Annotated in this window: 21 protein-coding genes; 9 read left to right on the top strand and 12 right to left on the bottom strand. The window is 54.8% G+C overall.

What is annotated here, in order from left to right:
- The first annotated feature begins 70 nt into the window (after positions 1-70).
- A complete protein-coding gene (locus tag HMPREF2756_RS04790) occupies positions 71-1,939 on the top strand; it encodes an ABC-F family ATP-binding cassette domain-containing protein (RefSeq protein ID WP_070618868.1) in 1,869 nt (622 codons plus the stop codon).
- A 74-nt stretch (positions 1,940-2,013) separates the two neighbouring features.
- Here the strand turns inward: HMPREF2756_RS04790 and HMPREF2756_RS04795 are convergent, their stop codons facing one another.
- Complete coding sequence (locus tag HMPREF2756_RS04795; RefSeq protein WP_070618870.1) at positions 2,014-3,042, bottom strand: glycosyltransferase; 1,029 nt, start codon at positions 3,040-3,042, stop codon at positions 2,014-2,016.
- Between the two features lie 399 nt (positions 3,043-3,441).
- Between HMPREF2756_RS04795 and HMPREF2756_RS04800 the strand changes: the two genes are divergently transcribed.
- Positions 3,442-3,972: an acyltransferase gene (locus HMPREF2756_RS04800; protein WP_070618873.1), complete on the top strand. Its 531-nt coding sequence runs from the start codon at positions 3,442-3,444 to the stop codon at positions 3,970-3,972.
- A complete protein-coding gene (locus HMPREF2756_RS04805; RefSeq protein ID WP_070618876.1) occupies positions 3,969-4,928 on the top strand; it encodes a glycosyltransferase family 2 protein in 960 nt (319 codons plus the stop codon). Before HMPREF2756_RS04800 ends, HMPREF2756_RS04805 begins: the two co-directional genes overlap by 4 nt.
- 18 nt (positions 4,929-4,946) lie before the next feature.
- On the opposite strand, the gene HMPREF2756_RS04810 is transcribed toward HMPREF2756_RS04805, so the two are convergent.
- The 6 genes from HMPREF2756_RS04810 to rsmI form a co-directional block, all read right to left on the bottom strand.
- Positions 4,947-5,894 carry a GHMP family kinase ATP-binding protein gene (locus tag HMPREF2756_RS04810; protein ID WP_246825844.1) on the bottom strand — a complete coding sequence of 316 codons (948 nt, stop codon included), beginning with the start codon at positions 5,892-5,894 and terminating at the stop codon, positions 4,947-4,949.
- Positions 5,895-5,977: 83 nt separating this feature from the next.
- Complete coding sequence (gene rsmA, locus HMPREF2756_RS04815; protein ID WP_246825845.1) at positions 5,978-6,865, bottom strand: 16S rRNA (adenine(1518)-N(6)/adenine(1519)-N(6))-dimethyltransferase RsmA; 888 nt, start codon at positions 6,863-6,865, stop codon at positions 5,978-5,980.
- Positions 6,866-6,928: 63 nt separating this feature from the next.
- Complete coding sequence (locus HMPREF2756_RS04820) at positions 6,929-7,753, bottom strand: glycosyltransferase family 25 protein (protein WP_070618882.1); 825 nt, start codon at positions 7,751-7,753, stop codon at positions 6,929-6,931.
- A gap of 31 nt (positions 7,754-7,784) precedes the next feature.
- The gene (locus HMPREF2756_RS04825) at positions 7,785-8,687 is read right to left on the bottom strand and encodes a capsular polysaccharide synthesis protein (RefSeq protein ID WP_070618885.1); all 903 of its coding nucleotides are present in this window, start codon (positions 8,685-8,687) and stop codon (positions 7,785-7,787) included.
- 236 nt (positions 8,688-8,923) lie between these two features.
- Positions 8,924-9,952: a TatD family hydrolase gene (locus HMPREF2756_RS04830; RefSeq protein ID WP_280925916.1), complete on the bottom strand. Its 1,029-nt coding sequence runs from the start codon at positions 9,950-9,952 to the stop codon at positions 8,924-8,926.
- Positions 9,953-10,062: 110 nt separating this feature from the next.
- A complete protein-coding gene (gene rsmI / locus HMPREF2756_RS04835; protein ID WP_080974328.1) occupies positions 10,063-10,995 on the bottom strand; it encodes a 16S rRNA (cytidine(1402)-2'-O)-methyltransferase in 933 nt (310 codons plus the stop codon).
- A gap of 179 nt (positions 10,996-11,174) precedes the next feature.
- Between rsmI and HMPREF2756_RS04840 the strand changes: the two genes are divergently transcribed.
- Complete coding sequence (locus tag HMPREF2756_RS04840; protein WP_048754415.1) at positions 11,175-12,779, top strand: dolichyl-phosphate-mannose--protein mannosyltransferase; 1,605 nt, start codon at positions 11,175-11,177, stop codon at positions 12,777-12,779.
- Between the two features lie 137 nt (positions 12,780-12,916).
- Here the strand turns inward: HMPREF2756_RS04840 and HMPREF2756_RS04845 are convergent, their stop codons facing one another.
- The 3 genes from HMPREF2756_RS04845 to HMPREF2756_RS11455 all read right to left on the bottom strand — a co-directional run bounded on the left by HMPREF2756_RS04845 (position 12,917) and on the right by HMPREF2756_RS11455 (position 15,140).
- Positions 12,917-14,290 (bottom strand): TIGR01906 family membrane protein, encoded by a 1,374-nt coding sequence (locus tag HMPREF2756_RS04845; RefSeq protein ID WP_053089330.1) that lies wholly within the window; start codon positions 14,288-14,290, stop codon positions 12,917-12,919.
- Positions 14,291-14,409: 119 nt separating this feature from the next.
- Positions 14,410-14,628, bottom strand: coding sequence for a DUF3499 family protein (locus HMPREF2756_RS10995; protein WP_080974329.1), 219 nt, complete (start codon positions 14,626-14,628; stop codon positions 14,410-14,412).
- A gap of 26 nt (positions 14,629-14,654) precedes the next feature.
- Positions 14,655-15,140: a WhiB family transcriptional regulator gene (locus tag HMPREF2756_RS11455; RefSeq protein ID WP_013398598.1), complete on the bottom strand. Its 486-nt coding sequence runs from the start codon at positions 15,138-15,140 to the stop codon at positions 14,655-14,657.
- 655 nt (positions 15,141-15,795) lie between these two features.
- Between HMPREF2756_RS11455 and HMPREF2756_RS04855 the strand changes: the two genes are divergently transcribed.
- The gene (locus tag HMPREF2756_RS04855; protein ID WP_048754416.1) at positions 15,796-16,605 is read left to right on the top strand and encodes a TIGR03089 family protein; all 810 of its coding nucleotides are present in this window, start codon (positions 15,796-15,798) and stop codon (positions 16,603-16,605) included.
- A gap of 91 nt (positions 16,606-16,696) precedes the next feature.
- On the opposite strand, the gene HMPREF2756_RS04860 is transcribed toward HMPREF2756_RS04855, so the two are convergent.
- Positions 16,697-17,332 (bottom strand): GtrA family protein, encoded by a 636-nt coding sequence (locus HMPREF2756_RS04860; RefSeq protein WP_004006095.1) that lies wholly within the window; start codon positions 17,330-17,332, stop codon positions 16,697-16,699.
- A gap of 198 nt (positions 17,333-17,530) precedes the next feature.
- On the opposite strand from HMPREF2756_RS04860, the gene HMPREF2756_RS04865 reads away from it, so the two are divergent.
- From HMPREF2756_RS04865 to HMPREF2756_RS04875, 3 genes are all read left to right on the top strand, one after another.
- A complete protein-coding gene (locus HMPREF2756_RS04865) occupies positions 17,531-18,721 on the top strand; it encodes a 5-(carboxyamino)imidazole ribonucleotide synthase (RefSeq protein WP_070619050.1) in 1,191 nt (396 codons plus the stop codon).
- Between the two features lie 59 nt (positions 18,722-18,780).
- Positions 18,781-19,425, top strand: a complete 645-nt coding sequence (gene purE / locus HMPREF2756_RS04870; protein ID WP_070618891.1) for a 5-(carboxyamino)imidazole ribonucleotide mutase — start codon at positions 18,781-18,783, stop codon at positions 19,423-19,425.
- A 121-nt stretch (positions 19,426-19,546) separates the two neighbouring features.
- Entirely contained in the window at positions 19,547-20,569 is a 1,023-nt protein-coding gene (locus HMPREF2756_RS04875; RefSeq protein WP_070618894.1) for a lipid II:glycine glycyltransferase FemX, read from the top strand.
- Between the two features lie 105 nt (positions 20,570-20,674).
- On the opposite strand, the gene glpX is transcribed toward HMPREF2756_RS04875, so the two are convergent.
- Positions 20,675-21,667: a class II fructose-bisphosphatase gene (gene glpX / locus HMPREF2756_RS04880; RefSeq protein WP_070618897.1), complete on the bottom strand. Its 993-nt coding sequence runs from the start codon at positions 21,665-21,667 to the stop codon at positions 20,675-20,677.
- Positions 21,668-21,873: 206 nt separating this feature from the next.
- Here glpX and HMPREF2756_RS04885 point away from each other — a divergent pair, with 206 nt between their 5' ends.
- A complete protein-coding gene (locus HMPREF2756_RS04885) occupies positions 21,874-22,602 on the top strand; it encodes a DUF4245 domain-containing protein (RefSeq protein WP_070618900.1) in 729 nt (242 codons plus the stop codon).
- Positions 22,603-22,609 lie beyond the last annotated feature (7 nt).

The raw sequence follows: 22,609 nt of genomic DNA on the forward strand, positions 1-22,609 counted from the left end.
CCGGCGTGGTTTTCGCCGGATTTATACGAAGACTTCCAGGCGTGTGGGAGTCAGGCGTTACCCTGGATATGTGGCACATTTACTTGGCGGCGAAGCGCTGCACCTTCAGTTCCCTACCCGCACTATTTTCGAGGGGGTGACCGTCGGCATTAATGAGGGCGACCGCATCGGCATTGTGGGTCGCAACGGCGACGGTAAATCCACGCTCATGAAGATTCTGGCGGGGCGTCTTGAACCGGACTCCGGGCGTGTGACGGCGCGCGGTGGCACGCGCATCGGGTACCTTGATCAGTCCGATGTTCTCAACGATTCCCATACGGTCGGTTATGCTCTGGTGGGCGATACTCCGGAGTATGAGTGGGCCTCGCAGCCGCGTATTCGTGATGTTATTGCGGGTTTGGTGTCTGATCTGCCCTGGGATGCGCCGGTCTCTTCACTCTCGGGCGGGCAGCGTCGCCGCGTGGCCCTGGCGGCTCTGCTGATACAGGAATGGGATGTGCTCATGCTGGACGAGCCCACCAACCACCTGGACGTGCAGGCAATTACCTGGCTTGCACATCATCTGAAAAACCGCTGGAGCAAGAACGCGGGCGGCTTACTAGTGGTTACTCACGACCGCTGGTTTCTTGATGAAGTCAGTACCGACACCTGGGAGGTTCACGATAATATCGTGGAACCCTTTGAAGGCGGGTATGCGGCTTACGTTCTACAGCGTGTGGAGCGTGATCGGCAGGCGGCCGCCGCGGAGGCAAAGCGCCAGAACCTGATGCGTAAAGAGTTGGCGTGGCTGCGTCGCGGTGCCCCGGCGCGCACCTCGAAGCCGAAGTTCCGTATTGACGCGGCGAATGCACTGATTGCCGATGTTCCGCCGGTGCGTAATACCGTGGAGCTCAAGCAGATGGCGGTTTCCCGTTTGGGGAAGGACGTGGTGGATCTTGAGAATGTCTCGGTCACCTTTGAGGATTCTTCACTGCCCAACGGCAAACGTGAGGTGCTGCGTCGCGTAACCTGGCGGATTGCACCGGGTGAGCGCACCGGTATTTTGGGCGTGAATGGTGCCGGAAAATCGACCTTGCTTGCTCTGGTCACCGGTTCGCTGGAACCGACTGAGGGGCGTGTGAAACGCGGTAAGACCGTCAAGGTTGCCACCCTCACTCAGCAGCTGGATGAGCTGAAAGAGGTTGAGAACGACCGCGTGTCTGATGTGATTGGTCGCAAGAAGCGCAGCTATATTGCCGACGGTAAAGAAATGTCGCCCTCGCAGATGTTAGAACGGCTAGGTTTTACGAGCGCACAGCTTTCTACCCCGGTGAAAGATCTTTCGGGCGGGCAGAAGCGACGACTGCAGCTTATGCTCATTCTCTTGGACGAGCCGAATGTGCTGATTCTGGACGAGCCTTCAAACGACCTGGATACCGATATGCTGGCGGCAATGGAGGATCTGCTCGACACCTGGCCCGGCACCCTGCTGGTGGTTTCTCACGACCGTTACCTCATGGAGCGTGTGACCGATCAGCAGTATGCGGTGATTGACGGTTCCTTCCGGCATCTGCCCGGTGGGGTGGACGAGTATTTGGCACTTTCTGCAGCGGGGCGGGGCGGTTCTGCCGCCGGTGCTGTGGGCGGTGCATCCGCCCCAACTATAAAGAACGATTCTTCGGTTTCTGGCGGCCAGGCTGCATCAACGGACTCTGGTCCCAAGAGCACGCCGAAAGTATCGGGGGCGCAGGCACGCGCGGCACAGAAGGAATCCGCCGCGATCGAGCGTCGCCTCGGGAAATTGGGAGAGGAACAGAGTAAGCTCTCCGAACAAATGAGCATGCACGACCCCGCCGATTACGCCGGGCTTGCCGACCTGGGGCAAAAACAGCAGGCGCTTCAGGATGAGATCGACGAGCTAGAGATGCGCTGGCTGGAACTCTCGGAACTCCTCGGATAGTCCGCTCCTCTGCTAAAAGATCCTTGATGCGAAGAAAACGGTTTCTCAGTTTTGCATTCACATCAAGGGTCTTTTTATATACCCGGGGAAGCATCCGCAAGTTCCGCAGCCATAGCCTTTAGGTCCGCATCCAGCCGGGGGCTGCGCAAACCCGCAGCCTGAAATAGCTCGGTGAAACGGTGCCGCCAATCTAGTCTTTGCAGCGCCATACGCACCTGGTTTCGACTCTGCTCAGGTGTCCATTCGCTCACAAGCTGCGCCACCGCATCCAGCCCGGCGCGAGCATCCTGCGGGTCAATATCGACGGTCGCTCCATCCCACAGTATCTCGCGCGTGCTTTCGGTTTTAGGCACCTGCCCCACCACAGTTACCCCGTGGGCGAGCGCGTCCGTCCAACGCCCGGTAATGTACTCCTTGTTTGGGTGCGTGTACGATGCGGGGCTCACCAAAGTACTAAAAGCCAGTACAAATTTGGCGTCCGCGAGTGCCCTCTGCAAAGACTCGACGGATTCGCGATCGGTTACGCCGAACGGCGGGCGCCCCGCGAAGGCTATTCCAGCCTGCCGGGCAAGCTCTGCGGTGTGTTCATCGTCGTCATAGGCGGAGGGTTGGCGCCCCACGCGAAGTACATCGGTGGTTTTCGGATGCTCCAGATGCTCATCGAATTTACTCCACACGTCTGCACCCCAGGGAAGCACCCGCACGTTTTTAACCCCGGCGCTGCGCCAATCGTGCACGTCATCGCGGTCCGCCACGAAGACGGTGTTATAGGTTCCGTTGGTGGCGATGGCGGGAATGCGGTCATCCCAGAAACTATCGATAACCCACCCGTAAACCCCAGCATAGCGTCGTGCGGCGAGGCGCGGCTGCGCGATAGCGTAAAGCTGTCCAGGGTCGCTGGCGATAACAAGGGCGGTACGTCTTCCGCCGGGAATACGCGGCAGGTGCCCCAAAATTTTGGTAGCGGGTTTGAGCGATGCGCTTGGGTCAGGGGTGACGATGCGCGCGTCCAGATACGATGCCATCAGGCGCGCCATCTCATGGATGGGCGCCCACCCGGCGCCTTCGGGAACGCCTACGATAATATCTACGTCGTGGGGCATGGGGTATTCATTTCGTGCGAGTTCGAGCGGGAATAGGTCGCGCGTAATTTTGACCTGAACTATGCAAAATGTGCGTCATCACACCGCGCGATATACCACTTAGTATATACGTTTTTAGGTATCGTCCGGGATACTTGGTAATCACCGTGACCGAGTGGGTTTTATATCACAGACTATTGAGAGACACGGAGGCAATACTCAGTGCATCATAAATTCCGGGAGTGTTTTCTTCATGCGGGTGCCATAAACTGATCCCGTATAAAGAAAACATTCTCGCGTTACTCCCTACCCCAGAATAACAGCCCGCTGACCGCCGCCAGCAGGTAGGCTACAATATCTTCAGACGGGCTTGCCACGGTGGTAGAGCCGCATAGGTCACACTCACTCACACGAATTCTCATGATTCAGAAACTCAAAGATTTGAAATACCGCCTGCATCTTATGCGGCGAGAACGCACGAATGCGCAAAAACGACGTGAACTCACCAAAAATGGCATTATTTTTGGTGCCGGAACATATTGCGATCCTAGTTCCACTATTATGCCTAAGGTCGTAATGGGCACGAATTGTTTTGTCAATAAAGAAACTTTGGTGGGCGCGCATACGACTCTGGGAAATAATGTTTTTCTGGGGCCGCGCGTCACCATTTTTGCCGACACCCATGAAATTGGTTCCGCCGCTCAGCGCGCGGGAGCAAATATTACTCGTCCCGTACACATCAAAAACGGCACGTGGGTGGGGCAAAACGCTGTCATTACCGCCGGGGTTACGATCGGCGAAGGATGCGTGATTGCCGCCGGTGCCGTGGTGGTGCACGATTGTACGCCTCATGGCGTGTATGCGGGCGTTCCGGCACGGCGCATCCGTGACCTTGATGCCGAAGGGAACTCATACCCGGTAGCTGAGCAGGTGAAAGGAGACCGGTCGTGACTTGCCCCAAACCCGTTGCAGCATCCGTCATTATTCCGGTGTATAACGGCGCCAACTACATTACGCAGCAGCTTGATGCCCTCGCAGCCCAAACCGGTAACCCTAGTTTTGAGGTGCTCATTTGTGATAACGGCAGTACCGACGGCACTCGCGCTGTGGTCGAAAGCTACAGTGCCCCCTATCCCCTGCGGGTAATAGATGCATCCCAGCGTGGCGGAGCCAGCCACGCCCGCAATATGGGGGCGGTACAAGCCGCGGGTGATGTCCTTATCTTCTGCGATGGCGATGATCTTGTAGAACCTGACTGGGTGGTTTCGCATCTGTACGTGCAAAACCTATATTCCCCTGTCATAGCAAGCGGGTCTCTGCTTCATGATCGGGTTAATACTCCCGAAGTTCTGCGGGCTTACGGTCTTGAACCCGGCGATGATCAGAAGATTCTGAGCACACGCACCAGGATTTTCTACGACGATGAGCTCACCCCCTATGCTGGTTTTCTGCCGACGGTTGCCGGGGGTAATTTTTCGATTCCTCGCCGCGTATATCTTGAGGCTGGGGGGATGGATTCTTCATATAAGAGTTCCGAAGAGACCGATTTTGCCTGGCGTGTGCAGCTTGCAGGCGTTCCGGCGGCGCTTACGCACGGACCGCTTCTGCACTATATTCTGCGGGATAAACCTAAACGCATTTTTCATCAGCAGCGCGCCTACCAAAAATACAAGGTACTGCTGTGGGTGCACTATCGGCAGCATGGAATGCGCGGCCCCAGCACGAAGGCGTCTATCCTGGAGATTTTGCAGCAGGCCCCTAAGCTTATAAGCCCTACGACTCGTTTTCGGGCGGCGTATCTGACGGGCGGCAACCTTGGAGCACTGGAGGGTATTCTTCAATACCGCATCCTCAAACGTATTCCGAAGCCGCTGCGGCTGGATACTGCGCCTATTTCAGAGGAATAAGGGACTATTCCCAAGGACTTAGAGCATCGCGGGGGTTTGTGTGGCGATCGCGTGACGGCCTCGGCGGCGAAGCGCTGCGGCGAGTTCATCGGCTGCGGTCGCATCCTCCGCAAGAATAGCCACGGTAGGCCCTGACCCAGAGACAAACGCCTCAACCATGCTCTCATTATCCATGGTCAAAATAGTTTCAAGATCGGGTGCTAGGGTCACGGCTGGACCCTGCAAATCGTTGCGAAGCTGCCTGCCAATTTCGTGGATGCGCGCAATCGGCGCTTCCGTCTGGGTTAGCGCGTGCAGCAGCCCCGAAGGAACCTGCAGCTCGCCAGCTTCGGGGTAACGCCCGGCGACGCGTCCCTCATCAAGCTCGCTAAATACCTGCGGGGTCGAGAGCCCCTCTGAGGCGGCGACCAGTACAATATCGAGCGGAATCATGTCTTCAGGCAGCTCCACAATGCGCAGCTCGGTTCCGGTGCCCTCCCCCACGGCTAACCCGCCCAGCGGGAACGCGGCACGCACCACAAAAGGCACGTCAGCACCCAAAGGCGCAGCCAGGGCAAGCAGCTCTTCGAGCCCGAGGGTGCGTTCGGTCAGCCGCCTCTCATAGAGATACTGATCGACGGCAAGAAGCGCGGCGGCGGCATCTGCCGAGCCACCCGCCATGCCCCCGGCCACGGGAACAGCCTTATCGATATGCAGGTGCAGGTTCAGATCGTTTACGGTGAGCCCGTGCGCCTGCACCATAGAGACGGCTGCACGATGCGCCAGGTTCGACTCGTCCAACGGCACCTCGGCTAGATCAAATTCTCCGACATGGTGCTGCTGATCGACCAGGGACTCGGGCACAATATCCAGGCTCAGGGTAATTCCTGGTTTGTGACCGTCGCGTGCGGTTACGGTTTCGTAGATATTGACCGAAGAAAAGAGTGTGGCGAGCGGATGGTAGCCGTCCTCGCGGGGGTTCCCCACGGCAAGATATAGATTTACTTTCCGGGCGCTTTTGCCCGAGTTTCTAGAACATGCATTCTTTATCCATCTCCGGTTTCCCGGTCTTAACTTTCATCCGCCACTAAAGCTGGCACCCGATGCGCCGCCTGGGCAATCCGAATATACCCGTGAATATCTAACTTTTCGCCACGCTCAGTAGGAGTAATGCCCGCCTCGGTCAGGATTGCTTCGGCACGAGCACCGGAACCAGCCCACGAGGCAAGCGCGGCCCGCAGGGTCTTCCGCCGTTGGGCGAAAGCAGCGTCAATCACGGTAAAGACTTCGTCGCGGTCAATATCGGCGAGCGGCTGCGGGCGCATCCTGAATCCCACAAGCCCTGAGTTAATTTTCGGGGCGGGCCAGAATACGTTTTTACCGATAACCCCCGCTTTAAAGACCTCAGCATACCAGCTTGCCTTCACCGAAGGAACCCCATAAATCTTAGAGCCGGGTTTCGCCGCCAGACGATCGGCAACTTCATCCTGCACCATCACCAAGGCGTGGCGGATGCTCGGGAACTGCGCGAAAAGATGCAGAAGCACCGGAACCGCCACATTATAGGGCAGGTTAGCGACCAGCGCATCCGGTGTGCGGGGAAGCTCAGTCACCTTGAGGGCGTCCATGAGCACCACATTAACGTTTTGTGCCTTGTCGGGGCGGAATTTGGCGATAGTATGCGGTAGCTGCTGCGCCAATGGCGGGTCGATTTCGACCGCAACAACCTGGCGCGCGGCATCTGCCAACCCCAGAGTGAGAGAACCAAGTCCGGGACCGACTTCGAGCACAGTTTCATCATCGGTAATATCTGCTGCGGCAACGATGCGACGAATAGTATTCGGGTCAATCACGAAGTTCTGCCCCAGGGTCTTTGTAGGGCGAATGCCCAGCTGCGCGGCAAGGTCACGGATTTCTTGGGGACCCAACAGGGGTTTATCGCTCAGATTTTCTCTCACCCTATCTATTCTACGAAAGGTTGCAGGTCTAGGTCGAAGGACGCCGCTCACTGGTGCGGGTAGTTACTTGAGAACTCTGCGTTTCTTCCGTATCTGCCAGAGAGTAGATTTGACGATGTTTTGGGCGTTCTTCAAGCGAGCTTTGGGGGCGGCGTAAATCCGCAGCTTATTAAGGAGCGGCTGGTTTTTTGCTTGGTCTGCTTTACGGTACACAAAGTGTGTCCCATCTTCCTCAATAAGACTACTTCCTGTCCAGCCGCATAGCCCTGGTTGCATGACCTTAATATCCACCCCAAAATCAGCGGCAAAAAGGGGCCAATCATCTGCTAGCCAGTATTGTGAGCCGTGCGCATCAATATGCTCAATAATTTTCTGCGCCGCCGACCGAGAGATCAGATACAGTCCTGTACAGGCAGTCCAATCATTAGCGCAGTACCCTAAACGGTGACGGCCCCAAATAAACGGAGAAAACAACGACAACCGGGGGTAAGGAGTGCGGGGGTTCATACGACCCATCTGGGTGGACCAGCCATCCGCAAAATTCACCACACCAATACTGCGGGATTTTTCAATAACCCGAGAGACAATTTTATCAATGGAGGGGTGGATCAACGCATCGTCTTCAGCAACAAGCGCCCATTCTTCCCCGCTTTCTAGAAAATCACGCCACACGTAAGTATGGCTCAAGGCGCATCCTACTTCTCCAGGACGGGCTAGACGGCCTTTTCTTTTCTCAAAATAGACAGCATCAAATTCAGGGCTTTTCCCAGGAGTAGGTAAAGCACGCCCATCTACTCCCCAAAATATATCGAAACCTGCGCTCCCCGGGGCATTGAAGAAATACTTAAGACGATTTTCTTCCTTAAGAGCAACAACATATTTTTTCATTTTTCCTCTTTATATTTGAAACGGCAGTAATTTACCGGTACCCACCAGGGTATGTTCCAAATTTCATATCTTCAACAATTTTTATACGGTCAATATATTTAAGGCTTAGGGGGCTTGTAATCCTTCCCGCCAACTCAAGCCAGGGAATGGGGTACTCCGGCATATACCCAAAAGCTTGAGGATCTCCGTAGCTCTCCAATAAGGATGAAAAATAATCCATCCTGCGGTTTAATTCAGTAAGCCATTCATCAGTAAACCTGCTATATGGTTTACATCCAAAAGCAGACATATTCACAATCGATTTATAATAGTTACGCTGGTCTTTCCCCAACGCTCCACTTGCTGGTGACGAATTCCAAGAGCCTATTTCATGCGGAGCAATAACCCACATATCTTGGGTAGCATTAAGTTCCTCAAGAAGAGGCAACCAGGGCTTATCCATAGGCTTTATATCCATATACACACCACCGTGATGGTGCATCAGATAGGCGCGCAAGTAGTCAGAGCGCTGAATATAACTTAGTTTTTCGTAGGAAGGATGTAAAGGATGCTCGGGAAGCACATAATCCGCAAGGTTATCGGAGGTTATCAGAATAACTTCACTTTCAGAATTAACAGAACGAATAAGGTCGATAGATTTCTGACGAGTTGGAGTTATCTGATTATCTCCCAACCAGACAATAAATATCTGATTAGGAGCATTCTGAAGATTACCATCCGGAAGTTGAGAATCATAGAATAAATGATTAACCATAAATGTACTAGAATTAGGCATTGCAGTATTTTTAATAAACTGAGTATATTTTTCAATATCGTAAGAGTATGGTTTTTTCTGCGAATACCAACTGCGCATCTTATCTATCCCTGCGCCATCTTTGACATAATTAATCCATATATAATGTTTTATTCTTTTTGAAAAAGAAATGATCGACACAGCTTTACCCTAGTTCTCTCACATTAACATGCTATTGATACGTTACGGGATAGAAAGCTATTTATCGGGATACCACATCGCACAAAGACAAAATTTACTCCAGAAATTATGAAGTAAAGCCTTAAGGTGAGATATAGCATCTATCATAATAGCATATACGCGTGATAGTTCATGCAGGCTTCGACAAAGATGGCACAAAAAATACTTATACCTTATGCACTGATCGTTACCATCGTCTAGAACCCCTCAATTCCCCAGCTGCCGTACACACGCATCGAGTTCGCGCGGATAATTCGGCACAGGTCCTCTAGGTTCTGCTCGCGGTGCGCCGCCATGAACCGCACCGTATAGTTCGTCATGTACGAGGCATTCGGGCGGCCCCTAAACGGGTGCGGGGTCAAAAAAGGCGCATCCGTCTCGGCAAGAATCAGCTCAGGGCGTGCCATACGCAACGACTCCTGAATATCCTTCGAGTTTTTGAAGGTCACGGTTCCGGCGAAGCTCATGTACCAGCCCTGCTTATTACAGATGCGCGCCAGCTCAGCCCCGCCCGAGTAGCAGTGAAATACAGTACGCTCGGGGGCGCCCTCCTCAAAGAGGATGCGCACTACATCATCGTGCGCCTGCCGGTCATGAATCTGAAGCGCCAGATCATGCTTCTTCGCCAGGCGAATATGCTCGCGAAAGCTGTGCTGCTGGGCCTCGGTTCCCTCTTCCCCGGTGCGGAAGTAGTCGAGTCCGGTCTCTCCGATAGCTCGCACGCGCGGTTCGGCGGCAAGCGCATCCAAGGTCTCCAGAGCCTCATCAAGGGTACCGGAGGAATCCAGTTCGGGAGCGGTGTTGGGGTGAACGGCAACCGCCGCCAAAACCCGCCGGTCGGCGCGGGCGGCGGCAACCGCATACAGCGAGGAGGGAATATCGCAGCCGACCTGCACAATGGCACCTATGCCGAGTTTTTCCCCGGTATCGAGGGCATCCCGGGCAGTAACTTCTACTTCGCCATCAAGCAGATCCATATGGGTGTGGTTATCGACGATGGCGTACGGCAGAGGCTCGGGTGCAGGCGGGAACACAAGGTTGCGGGACCGTCCGTCGTCGCCCTTCGTGGAGCGGCGGCGGGTGCCTTCACCCGAGGGTTCCTGCGCTATGCCTCCCCCGGTCTCGTCTCGGTAAAGCTCGGCTCGGTAGGGCGCGGGAGTTTGCCCTTCTTCGATCTGCCAGCCGTGCGGAAGCACGCTCGTCATCAGTTCTTCTTCGCTCGGCATCTTATAGTGTGCCAAGGCTGCAAGAGAGTCTAAATATTCCTGGGTGAGTTCGGTTTGCTCGGAGTGACTATGGCACACGGTATTCTCCTGTGGGCTGTGTTGAGGTGTGTTTAGGCGTTGGCATTTCGAGCGGCGAGGGCGGCTTCATAGAGTTCTCGTTTGGAGGCACCCGTTTCGGCGGCAACTGCGGCGCACGCATTTTTGAGGCGTTCCCCCGCATTCACCCGTTCGAGGACGAGACTTACCACGTCTTGCGCCTGCGGAGTTTCGAGAGGCTCGGCGCCAGCAACCACAATCACGATTTCGCCGCGCACCTGGGTTTTGTGCGCCCAGTCGGCGAGTTCGTTCAGGGTGCCGCGCAGGGTTTCTTCGTGCAATTTGGTGAGTTCGCGGCATACGACGGCACGCCGTTCTCCTCCGAAAACCCGGGCAAAATCTGTGAGCGTGGCGGCTACACGATGCGGCGATTCATAGAAAATCATGGTGCGCTCTTCCGCCGCCAGGGAGTTCAGCCTTCTTGTACGTTCTGAGCCTTTACGCGCCAGGAACCCCTCAAAGGTGAACCGTCCGGTGGGCAGTCCAGAGAGCGCGAGCGCAGTCAATGCCGCTGAGGGACCGGGGATCACGGTCACCGGCAGGTCGGCGTCGGCAACGGCGGATGCGGCAACATAGCCGGGGTCTGAGATGGTTGGCATACCGGCATCTGAGAGCAGCAGAACTGTGTTACCGTCACTGACCGCTTGCACGAGCTGGGCACTGCGTTCCGCCTCGTTATGGTCGTGATTTACGATAATTCGTCCCGTGGTGCGCACCCCCAGCCCGGAGGCAAGGGTGCGGAGCTTTCGAGTGTCTTCGACGGCGATCACGTCGGCGGTAGTGAGCGTCTGCCGTAACCGGTCGCTGGCGTCTGAGAGGTTGCCGATGGGGGTCCCGCCGAGGATGAGAATACCTTCCTCACGCTCATCAGACGCTAGGGGCTGCGTTGTTCTATCGGCGGAGGTGGTACTTTGTGTATCGCGCTCATACATTTCGTTTTCGCTCACTCCCCCAGTGTATCGTGTGTGCTTTTCATCTCGGAGGTGCTCTATGCCGCCATAGCGCTTAGTTCCGCATGATGTCGGGGTAGTTTTATAGATTTTATATATGGTGTGAGCCAGGTTTTTGTGGTTTCAGGTATTGTCAAGAAGACGTGGAGGCTTACACCCTATAGGATTGATAGGTGATGTTAACCGCTAGTCTTTCTTTTACGAAGTCCAGAGTGCAGTACTCTCTGTCGAATCTTTTCGAGGCTCTGGGCGTCGCCCGTGTTTCGCTGCCCCGTTGGGGCTGGCTTGCACCGACCCTGATTGTACTCTTAGCGGGTGTGCTGCGTTTTTATAACCTGGCACACCCAAATGCAATTGTCTTTGACGAAACCTACTATGCCAAGGACGCCTATTCGTACCTGCACTACGGATATGAAGTTTCGTGGTCGAGCGGCGTGGATCACGCATTCGCTTCGGGGGATTTTAGCGGTATCTTGCCGGATAGCCCCGAGTATGTGGTGCACCCGCCCCTGGGTAAGTGGATGATTGCCTGGGGAATGGCGATTTTTGGTGAGAACGCCTTCGGTTGGCGTGTGAGTGCCGCGATTATTGGTACGCTCGCGGTGGCGCTTCTGGCGGTTGCCGGGTGGCTCATGTTCCGTTCTGTCACTGTGGCCTCTATCGCTGCGCTGTTGGGCGCCGTTGATGGTTTGATGTTTGTGGAATCCCGTCTGGCGCTTCTCGATATTTTCCAGATGTTCTGGATTTTAGCGACTTTTGTCTGTCTGCTTCTTGACCGACAAACAGCGCGTAGAAGGCTCGCGGCGAATGTTATGAAGATTGTGGATGCGCACGGCGAGTCGGGCTTGCAGAAGGTTGTTTTCGGCCCCGGCTCTGGTCTGCACCTGTGGCGGTTTGCCGCCGGTATATGCGCCGGTGCCGCCGTAGCGGTGAAGTGGAACTCTCTGTTCTTTATTGCCGCGATGGGTGTGCTGACGGTGTTTTGGGATATGAATGCGCGGCGCATTCTAGGGTTGAAAAATTGGGGTCTTGTCGCTCTGATTCGAGAGGGTATTCCTGCGTTTATTCAGATGATTGGCGTGGGTCTTATCGTCTATCTGACCACCTGGATTGGTTGGTTTAAGTCGTCAAACGCTTTCTACCGCCACTGGAGTAATCAGTTCCCCGATTCGGGTGCTGTGAAGTGGCTTCCCGAGGATTTGCGCCTACTCTGGGAGTATCATACATCCGCGTTTAAGTTCCATTCGGGGCTCAGCAGTGAACATCGCTACGCTTCGCAGGCTTGGCAGTGGCTTATTCTGGGGCACCCGACGTCGTACTACTATGAGGCGCCAAAGTTTGGGGAAAAAGGATGCACGGCGCTCAACTGTTCGCAAGCGATCCTCAATATTGGTAACCCGCTGATCTGGTGGGTGTTTATTCCGGCGATAATTCTCGCCCTAGTCATTTTTATCCTGAAGCGCGACTGGCGTTTTGGGGCTCTTTTGCTGGTTTTCGCCGCAGGCTATCTGCCGTGGTTCCTCTACCCGAACCGCACCATGTTCTTCTTCTACGCTCTCTCCTTTGAGCCTTTCCTCCTCATCCTCTTGGCGGGTTGTTTGGGCGTACTTTTGGGGAATCGTACCAGTTCCGTCAGACGCGTGCGCGTGGGCGTTTTGTGCGTAGGTGTATACCTGACGGCGGTTCTACTGGTGAGCGCATACTTCTGGCCTCTGTGGACTGGGCAGGTTATCCCGTATGAGCAGTGGTACGGGCATATGTGGATTCCGACCTGGATTTAGCGGCGGCATTCCCCAATAACCCGGGTCCAATCAGGATGCCGTACGAAAAAGGCTCTTGAGGTGAACAGGCGTTAGAAACAACGATTTGTTCACCTCAAGAGCCTTTTTATGCCGTAGGGACGTGTGCCGGGTACCCGCTAAGCCTCGATGTCGCCGTCACGTTCGGCGCGCATCGCCTTGATTTTCTGGCGAATCTGGTAGCGCTCTTTGTAGTACCGATTTTCCTTCACGAGGCGGTACCGTGTGGGCCAGGTGAACGCCAGCAGCACACCGATTATCAGCAAGGTTATCACCACAATGGCGAGCGCAGCATCAATCCAGAATTGCGGCGGGTATAGGCGAATGAGCGTATCACTCATGCGGAACTGCCAGTTGCCCTGCGGGAAGAAGGTCGTGTGGAAGGTGGTAAAGAGCCATTCCCAGCTGGTAGCGCCTATGATACCTAGCACCACGAGCATAATAACGGTAGCCCAGGCGCCAATGTACAGGCTGCGGCGGATAGTGCCGGGGGCGCGTTCCTTCAGCGAAATACTGCCGATTAAGGCCAGCACGCAGAATACCGCCACAGCGATGGTTGCGAAGAGCAAGACTCGTTTGACGTCGTGCATATGCTGAATTTCACTCTGGAGGAATGCCGGGGTGTTTGCCGGTCCGGTGGTGGCTTTCGCCAGGTAGTCTTCGGGGGCTAGGTTGGTCACGTAGTCCAGCCCATAGGAGCCCAGCCGCATGCGTTCGGCGAGGTCGAATCCGTAGCTGTCTTCGGGGAATCCGGGCCTGCGGTATTCCAGCCAGAGGAATGGTGCGGACGCGACGGCCCGAATAGCGATCATGAGCGAGAGAAGCGGTACCGCTGCCGCGATGAGGGCGGCACGGAACTTGAGCAGGTGTGGGCGTTCGGCGGCGGCTTCTTGTGCCGCGTCTTCTTCCCAAGCATTTGAAGTTTCGACGGTACGGGTTGTTTGCGTGCGGTATTTGGGGCGTGAACTCAGCGAGCCGGTTGAGATTTTTGTTCCCTTCTCCACGGTCACTAGGGTGGATTTTTGGGGTTTGTTATCGGCATCTTGGCTGGGTTCTGAGGCGGGTGTATCCGGCGCAGCTGCCTTTTCTACCGGAGCCGCGTCTTCGTTCTTTTTCTCGTCAAACTTCTGCACTAAAGTACTGAGCGTGGGGTGCTTCGGAGTTCCCTTTGCCTCACGAATGAGAGGAACAAACCCGGTTGAGACGCTGGTGTAGGTACGTACCCGCTGCCCTACGCTTTCCCCTTCCTGCTGACTCGTGTCATATACGCCGGATGCTAGATCGCTGGGAATATCGGGGTTGTCTGCAAAATCCGGAGCTTCGGTGTACATCTGTGCCGATGCTCCCAGCAGTGATTCGGGTGTTCTTTGTGTTGCGGGGGCGGAAGCACGCGCCGCCGCTTCTTCAACGGTTTCGGTGCCGATCGCGGAGCGTAGCGTGTCCCAGGCTTTCTGCCCTGAGGATACGGTACCGCTGTGACTTTCCTGTGCCATAGGTGTCTTTTCTGAATAGAGTGGTATAGATAGGGTGTTTGTCCTATTTTCATAGGAGAGGAACCTTCCGCTGAGCGGCGGAAGGTTCCTATGAAGGTTGTGAAGAGGCTGGCAGTACCTCAGGTTCGTTCAGCTCTAAGCTCCACCGTGTAGACGACTCGCCATCCTTGCGGTGCGGTTAATCGTGCCGCATGATAATCGCACAGATCGTAAGCGTGTGGCTCGCGGTACTCGGACAGCGGGCCGATCGTCGCCGTAGAGTCAGCGTATGAGTAGCTGAGGGTCACCGTGGCTTCATGTTGACAGGTCTGCCGGGAGCAGTGTCTAACTTTCTGCATGGGTACTGTTGTGCCTTCCTAGCGCCTTAGCTTGCCTGCTTACGTAGCCGGCGACGCTCGCGTTCTGAGAGACCGCCCCATATTCCGAAGCGCTCATCATTGTCCATTGCATATTTTAGACACTCTTCACGAACGGGGCACGATTCGCAGACGCGTTTAGCGTCACGAGTAGACCCTCCTTTTTCAGGGAAAAAGGCTTCTGGGTCGGTTTGGGCACACAGCGCATCAGTTTGCCAGGCGAGCTCTCCGTCATCACCTTCAGTTCCGTACATGCCTGCGGCGGCGGCCCACATATCGAGGCCTTCGACGCAGGTAAACATGTTGCCTACCTCAACTGTGGAAGCCGCAAAGCTACCTTCCTCAGTGGTTGCATCGGCAACGCTCAGGAACATATTTGCTTGTTCTTCTAGGGATTGCGCGGTTTGCATAGTATGTTGGCGGGTTCCGCCTGTGCGTTCACCGGCAATACCGGTGCTCAGGCGTGAATACCCAGCACAGGTGTATGAACCCATAGTTTTTCCTTCCGTGTTCTCATTGGCTAGATGAGTCTGCGGTGATTCGTTGGTGTGCAAACGAATCTTTTTGGCTCTGTAGATTTATAGTTTTTGGGCATGAAAGATGTTTCTGCAAATAAACCTACATAACTATTAGAAGGGCGACACGCCCATTCGTCAAACTGGACTTACAACTTTTATCCGTGTATGTGCAGATCACCGTCAAATATTTCAATGTTTATACGGTGTTAGACCACAAAATAATTACTTCATCGTGAAAGTTTTGGGCGTTATCTTCTGTATACATATTTTCCCCCACACCCCCTCCAAAACCCCCGAGATTACGCCTCGAACGAAGCTCTTTCAAACTCCTAAACACCTAGTCAAAACAGGTTTTTTATATCCTATTCAAAACCTAATCGTGTCACTTATTACATTTTAATAACTCATCCTCAAGATATTTTATGAACTTTACGCCCGTAATGCGCTCGTAATATAACTTCAGCATCCTTAAGAGTATATTTGCATCGCACGCAAATTTATGACTACAAATACTTTCTTCTTCAACTGTTATGACGTCAGGAAAAATATCTCATGATGTGGTCGCGTGTACTGCCGAAAGTAATATCATGCATCGAAATTTTGGGGAGTTTACACACGGTAAAGTTATTCTATGGCTGAAAATTTACTCTCGACCGTGGCAAATGCCCGCTCATTCACGCGTATTTTCGATGCTCTCGCGCGTGTGCAGACCCCCGCCCTTATCTGGCATGCCCGCGGGGGTGAACGCATCGAACTTTCCGGTCGCGTCTTCATGAATTGGGTGACAAAGAGCGCAAATCTTCTGGTGAATGAGTGCGAAGTTACCGAGGAATCTGGGGTGCAGATTACGGCTCCCCTGCACTGGCGTTTTATGGTTCTCGCCTGCGCGACTCTCTACGCTGGCGGCTGCTTCGACGATGAAGAACCGCTTGTAGGTGCCTCAGATACCACCGATCATGCTCAGAACCTCAATAACCCCGACTATCTTCTTCTCGTTGATCGCGGGCCTCTCTCGATGCGCTACCTTGGAGCCCTTCACGAGGCCGAGTCAATGATCGATGCCGAAGTTCTCGACTTCTGCGCGCTCGTGCGCAGCGAGGCTGACCAGTTCATCGGCTTGCCAGCTTCGACCTTAGCGCCCGTGGGCAATAACTTAACATCGGCAGAGCTAACGGCACGAGTGCTCTCTCGGGCACATGAACATGCTGGTCACGATTACCGTCTTCCTTCAGGGGAACGAGCATTAGCGCTTCGTCTTCGCCTTCCCTCAGAGTTCGACTCGGCACCCTCAGCCCTCATGATCGTGACAGAGGCGCTTGCCTGCCTCATCGCGGGTTATGCCGTATTCCTACCCGATCCGCTGGCTGAGTTTACCGATACCGAGTTAGACCCGCTCCTGCGTTCTGAGCGAGCTCTAGATCTCACCTTGGATCACCCTTAGAAAACGGCAGCGTAGTTCGCTCAGAGGGTAAAAACACTGCGGCGGATTCTCATAAAAAGAATCCGCCGCGGTATACAAACAGTCTATTTATTTATGAACGTTTACCGGTAGAGGGCTTATCAACATCGGTAATTTCAACGTTCTGTTGCGAACGCTGGGCCTGTGCCGCAGGGTCTACCACGGGAACCGAGCCGGTCAGCACGCCCGTCGCCTGGTTCAGAATGTACCCCAATTCTTCGTGCTCGGTAGCGTCCCCTTCATCCACCTGTTTACGGTGCTTGCCGTAAACCCAGAAACGGTAGAGGAAGTACCGCAGAATTGTTCCCAGCGCGGTGCCGATAATCGTACCGGAGATAAACGATGCTTCCGGCGAACGCAGCCCCAACACGTAGTTAGTGAAGAACACGCATCCGGCCTCAACCAAAATGCCAAGAATATTTACAAGGGCAAATTCGATGCCCTCACGTTTCCAGTTCTCGGATCGGTCTTCGCGGAAGGTCCACAGGCGGTTCATAATCCATGCAAAGATGGTAGCTACAACGCTGGCAATTACTTTTGCCTTGGTATGTGCGTTCTCGAAAGGACCAAGCATCAGCGCCCACACCACGGCGGCGTTTACCAAGAATGCGGCACCGCCAACGGTACCGAATTTGAGTACCTCTAGACCGTAGGTATTCCACAGTGATTTAAGACGATCACCCAGTGTAGAGCGAGAGTCTGAAGCCATATTCTCCATCTTTTCTGCCCGTTAAGATGACCTGGGCGTCTGTGAGTTAAATTTTGATAGCATCCCTAAAATACTAGTACAGCCGATCCCGTTTTACCTTATTTTATTGAGTTTTATCATGCACTTCCCAGGTTATTTTCAAGTCTGCGGTGCGGAATACTACCGATATTTGTGGGCATAAGAGTACACTTGAGTGATGTGACTTACCCTGTAACTGGACCTGTACTTGGCGTTATCGGAGGCGGCCAGCTGGCACGCATGATGGCTCCCGCAGCAACAAACCTTGGATTTGACCTTCATATTCTCGCTGAAAGCCCTACGGTGGGCGCTGTAGCAGCGGTGCGAAGCGCACCCGTGGGAGATTATAAGGATTTAGAGACTCTGCGGGAGTTCGCTCGTGGCAAAGATGTTATTACATTCGACCACGAGCATGTTCCCACCGAATTTTTGCACACGCTTATTGCTGAGGGGGTAAATGTACAGCCGCATCCGGATGCGCTGCAATATGCCCAGGATAAGCTCATGATGCGCCAGGCTGTAGAAGATCTTGGACTACCGAACCCGCGCTGGGCACGCGTTGAAACTTTGGATGAGCTTCTCACCTTTGGCGATGAGATCGGCTGGCCCGTGGTTTTGAAGACCCCGCGCGGCGGCTATGACGGCAAGGGCGTGATGGTGCTGGATTCTCCTCAGCACGCCCGTGAGCAGGCCGTTGCCTGGTTTGATGAGCTTCCTCACCGCACCGATTTTTCGGCGCTTTTGGCGGAGGAAAAGGTTCCGTTCACCCGCGAGCTTTCCGCTCTCGTGGCGCGCCGCGAGAGTGGGCAGGTTCTCCCCTGGCCTGTCGTAGAGACAATTCAGGTGAATTCGGTCTGTGATGAAGTTATTGCACCCGCACCGAGCCTCTCCCCCGCGATCGCCCGGGCGGCATCCGATGCAGCCGTTACCCTAGCCACCGAACTTGGGGTTACCGGCGTAATGGCGGCGGAACTCTTCGAGGTTCCGGGCTCTTCAGCAGGCTTCTACATTAATGAACTCGCGATGCGCCCGCACAATACCGGACACTGGACTCAGGAAGGTTCGGTAACCAGTCAGTTTGAGCAGCATCTGCGTGCGGTACTCGATATGCCGTTGGGCGCAACTACTATGCGCGACGAAGTTGCCATTATGAAGAATTACCTGGGCGGCGAGAATGAAGATATTTTCGGTGTGTACCCGCTTGCGCTCAGTGCCGAGCCACGCGCCAAAATTCATTTTTACGGTAAAGAAACCCGCCCAGGACGTAAAATTGGTCATGTGAATATTACCGGTCGGGCAGCTGAGACTCGGGCGCTACGCGATGCCGCCGCGAATGTGGCATCTATTGTGCGCGACGGTCGCCCGCTCTAAGAGTTTGCCGGTATATTTCGTGTCCGTAGTGTCTTATTAGCTCACAGGAAGGATTGTTCATGAGCTCCCCGTACGATTCAGATAAGCCCGTTGTTGGCGTTGTGATGGGGTCAGATTCCGACTGGTCCATCATGGAAGAGGCCGCTACGGTTCTTGAAGAATTCGGCATCCCCTATGAAGCGGATGTCGTCTCAGCACACCGTATGCCTGAAGATATGATCGCCTACGGTCAGCAGGCTCATCAGCGCGGTATTCGCGTAATCATCGCCGGTGCCGGCGGGGCAGCGCACCTTCCCGGCATGCTCGCCTCGGTTACCGCATTGCCCGTTATTGGTGTCCCGGTGCGGCTGAAGAATCTCGACGGCATGGATTCCCTGCTTTCTATCGTGCAGATGCCCGCGGGCGTTCCGGTAGCAACCGTATCCATCAACGGCGCACGTAATGCGGGACTTCTGGCGCTGCGCATCCTAGGATGCGCCACCGACGATTTCGCGCAACAGGTGCACTCCGATCTTCTCGATTTCTCGAAGGATCTGCGCCAGAGCGCGGTAGATAAGGGAACGGCTCTGCGTGCTAAGCTCGCCGAGCATCGCGCCCAAGTTGCCGAAGAAGAAAAAGTACAGGCACCGGCCGCTCCCAAACCCGCTCCAACCGCCGACTCTACACGTGATGAAGGGGACGAACCGCAGGCTTACGTACCCTAATGTATGGTCGTTTCTCGGTGTTATCGAGCCGTTCCGTATCTTCACGGAACGGCTCGTATTTTATCTACTTCCAAGGTCGCCTTCGCTCAGCGTAACCTGCGGTTGAGGCTAAAATAGTTGAATGAGCAATATTCTTCAATCCGATATTTGGGCACGTTTTCAGCAGTCTCTTGGTCATACCGTTATTCGCCACGAAGGCGAAGGCTGGTCCTATCTCGCTACCGTTGAGGGCGGGCGCACCGGCAAGTATCTTTACAGCCCCTACGGCCCGGTGGCACAGAGTGCGCAGGCTTTCGATGCCGCGCTCGACTCGCTGAAAGAAGAAGCAAAGGCTCATGGGTGCCTGTTTGTGCGCATCGAACCAATTGACTCCGCTATCTGGGGTTCGCAGGATGCAGCAGAGTTCCTGAAGGCACGCGGCGCTGCGTTGGCACCGCGCCAGGTTCAGCCTTCACACACGCAGATTATTGATCTTTCCGGCGACGAAGCTGCAATTTTGAAGGATATGAAGTCCAATAACCGCAATCTGCACCGTAATATCCACAAAAAAGGTGTCAGCATTGAGGTGTCTCAGAACCCCGAGGATATGAAGGTGCTCTTCACGTTCCTCTCTGAGACCGCCGACCGCAACGGGTTCAACCGTCAGCAGGACGACTATCTGATGCAGGTGGCAAAGACCCTCATGCCTGCCGATGCCGCATCCCTCTATATTGCTCAGCTGACCGGCGAGGATGGTTCCAAGGAGCCTATCGCGGCGGCATTTGTCTACGATTCAGACGATACACGCACCTATGCCCACGCGGCGGCCTCTTTTGCGCATCGTAAGCTCTCAGCAGGCATTCCGGTAGTGACCAATTTCATCTTGGACGCTAAAGCAAAGGGTCTGAAATATGTGGATCTTTTCGGCATCGCACCCGAAGATCAGCCTGATCACGAATGGGCGGGGTTCACCAAATTTAAGAAGTCTTTCGGCGGGCGTTCGGTTGAGTACCCCGGAACCTGGGACATTCCGGTGAACACGCTAGGCTACCGCGCCTACGGCTACGCATACCGCGCGCGTCCCGCACTCAAGAAAGCACTGGGAACCGCTCAGGAAACCGCGAAATCTACAGTAGCTAAGGTTCGCGCACGCCTGAAAAAATAACGATACTTCGGCAGCCTAGGTTCCCAGGCAGACCACGCTCGTACAATAAAGCTTGTGCCGCACTCTCAATGATTGAGAGTGCGGCACAAGCTTTATATCAAGGCGTTACTTTGTATGCGACAGAATCTCGCGCAGGCGAGAAAGGCGATGCTCAGCTTCCACGATACGCACGGTTCCCGAGGAGGAACGCATAACGAGCGACTGGGTGGTCACAATATTCTTGCCGTAGCGCACCCCGCGCAGCAGCTTGCCGTCGGTAATACCGGTTGCAGCGAAGAAGCAGTTATCGCTGGTGACCAGATCGTCAGTTGTGAGGATGCGATCAAGATCGTGCCCCGCAGCGAGCGCCTTCTCACGCTCGGCATCGTCGGTGGGTGCTAAGCGACCCTGAATTACGCCTCCGGTGGCCTTAATAGCGCACGCGGCGACGATACCTTCAGGGGTTCCACCGGTACCGAGCATCACATCAACGCCGGTTCCTTCACGGCAGGCCGCGATAGCTCCCGCAACATCGCCGTCAAGGATAATGCGGGTACGTGCACCGGCATTACGAATCTCTTCAATGAGCTTAGCGTGACGCGGACGATCCAGAACGCACACGGTCAGTTCGCTTACGTTCTTACCCTGTGCCTTAGCGACCAAGTGAAGGTTCTGTTTGACGGGCAGGCGAAGATCTACGAACTCTGCGGCTTCGGGCCCGGTCACCAGTTTTTCCATGTAGAACACGGCGGAGGGGTCGAACATAGAACCGCCGTCTGCCACCGCGATGACGGAGAGGGCGTTGTCCATGCCCAATGCGGTCAGACGAGTTCCGTCGATGGGATCTACCGCAATATCGAGGTTAGGGCCGATACCATCGCCAACAACTTCGCCGTTGAATAGCATGGGAGCCTTATCTTTTTCGCCCTCGCCGATCACAACGGTTCCGTTGAAGTGCACGGTCGAGAGACGGTAGCGCATCGCGTCCACGGCGGCACCGTCCGCGCGGTTCTTATCGCCTGCGCCCACCCAGGGACCGGATGCGATGGCTGCGGCCTCGGTGGCGCGCACCAATTCCATAGCTAGGTTGCGGTCGGCGTGGTTATTATCTTCAGTCATTGCTCACCTTCGAGGTCGTTGTCATGGCCGGCTGGCTGGTTCGTTCCAGCGCTTTGAACCGGCACCTCCTGTTTACTAGCATAACGCGCCCGGCGGAATGTTCGCGTGTATTGAACGGGTTTGCGGGGGCGCATGTACCGTGGTGAACATCCGCCCAGGTGGGTGTGGGAAACGGCATGTCTTAGAGCATATGAGAGAATGTGTGAGTGGAAAACTCTCAGAATCACGCGCATACACCGGCTGAGAGCGATGGTCAGAACGCTCATGCGCCGAAGGCTCACGCAGATGCTTCTACCGATTCATCTGTTGTGCCACAAATTACACAAAAACAGGCGAAACGCATTAATGCTCCGGCGCGCAATATGATTATTTCGATGCTGGCGATGGTGGCTATTCTCATTCCGGTGCTCTGGCTCATGCCACAGCCGGATAAGAATCCGTACCGCCCGCAGGTGAATTTATCGCAGGTCGCGGCTGAATCTACCCAGCAGGCGGGTTTTCCGGTGGCGGTACCGCAGCTTGAGAGTTGGCACTATAACTACGCGCGGTGGACGGGTAATACTCCCGATAATATCCCATACTTTAAGAGCGGACAGGTGACCAGTAAAAATCATTTTATTGAGTTGATCCAAGCGAAGGATACAAACCCTACCTGGGTGGCTCAACAGGTCGATAACGCTGCGAAACAGGGCACCGAATCTATTGGCGGCGTGGAGTGGGAAGTACGTTCAGCCACCTCGAAGAAGAACAGTGAAAAAGTGTACTCCTACGTGGCGCAGGTGCCTTACAGTGACGGCAAAACGACAACCGTGATACTCACCGGCACGGCAGACCCGGCGGAGTTCGCCCAGTTGGCGGATGCGACGGTCGCCTATATGAAAGCGCCGACGATGACGGTCTCCCCGGGTGCATCCAATACTTCTAATATTTCGTGATTTTCTC

The organism is Rothia sp. HMSC067H10 (genome assembly GCF_001810635.1).
Taxonomy (GTDB): domain Bacteria; phylum Actinomycetota; class Actinomycetes; order Actinomycetales; family Micrococcaceae; genus Rothia; species Rothia dentocariosa.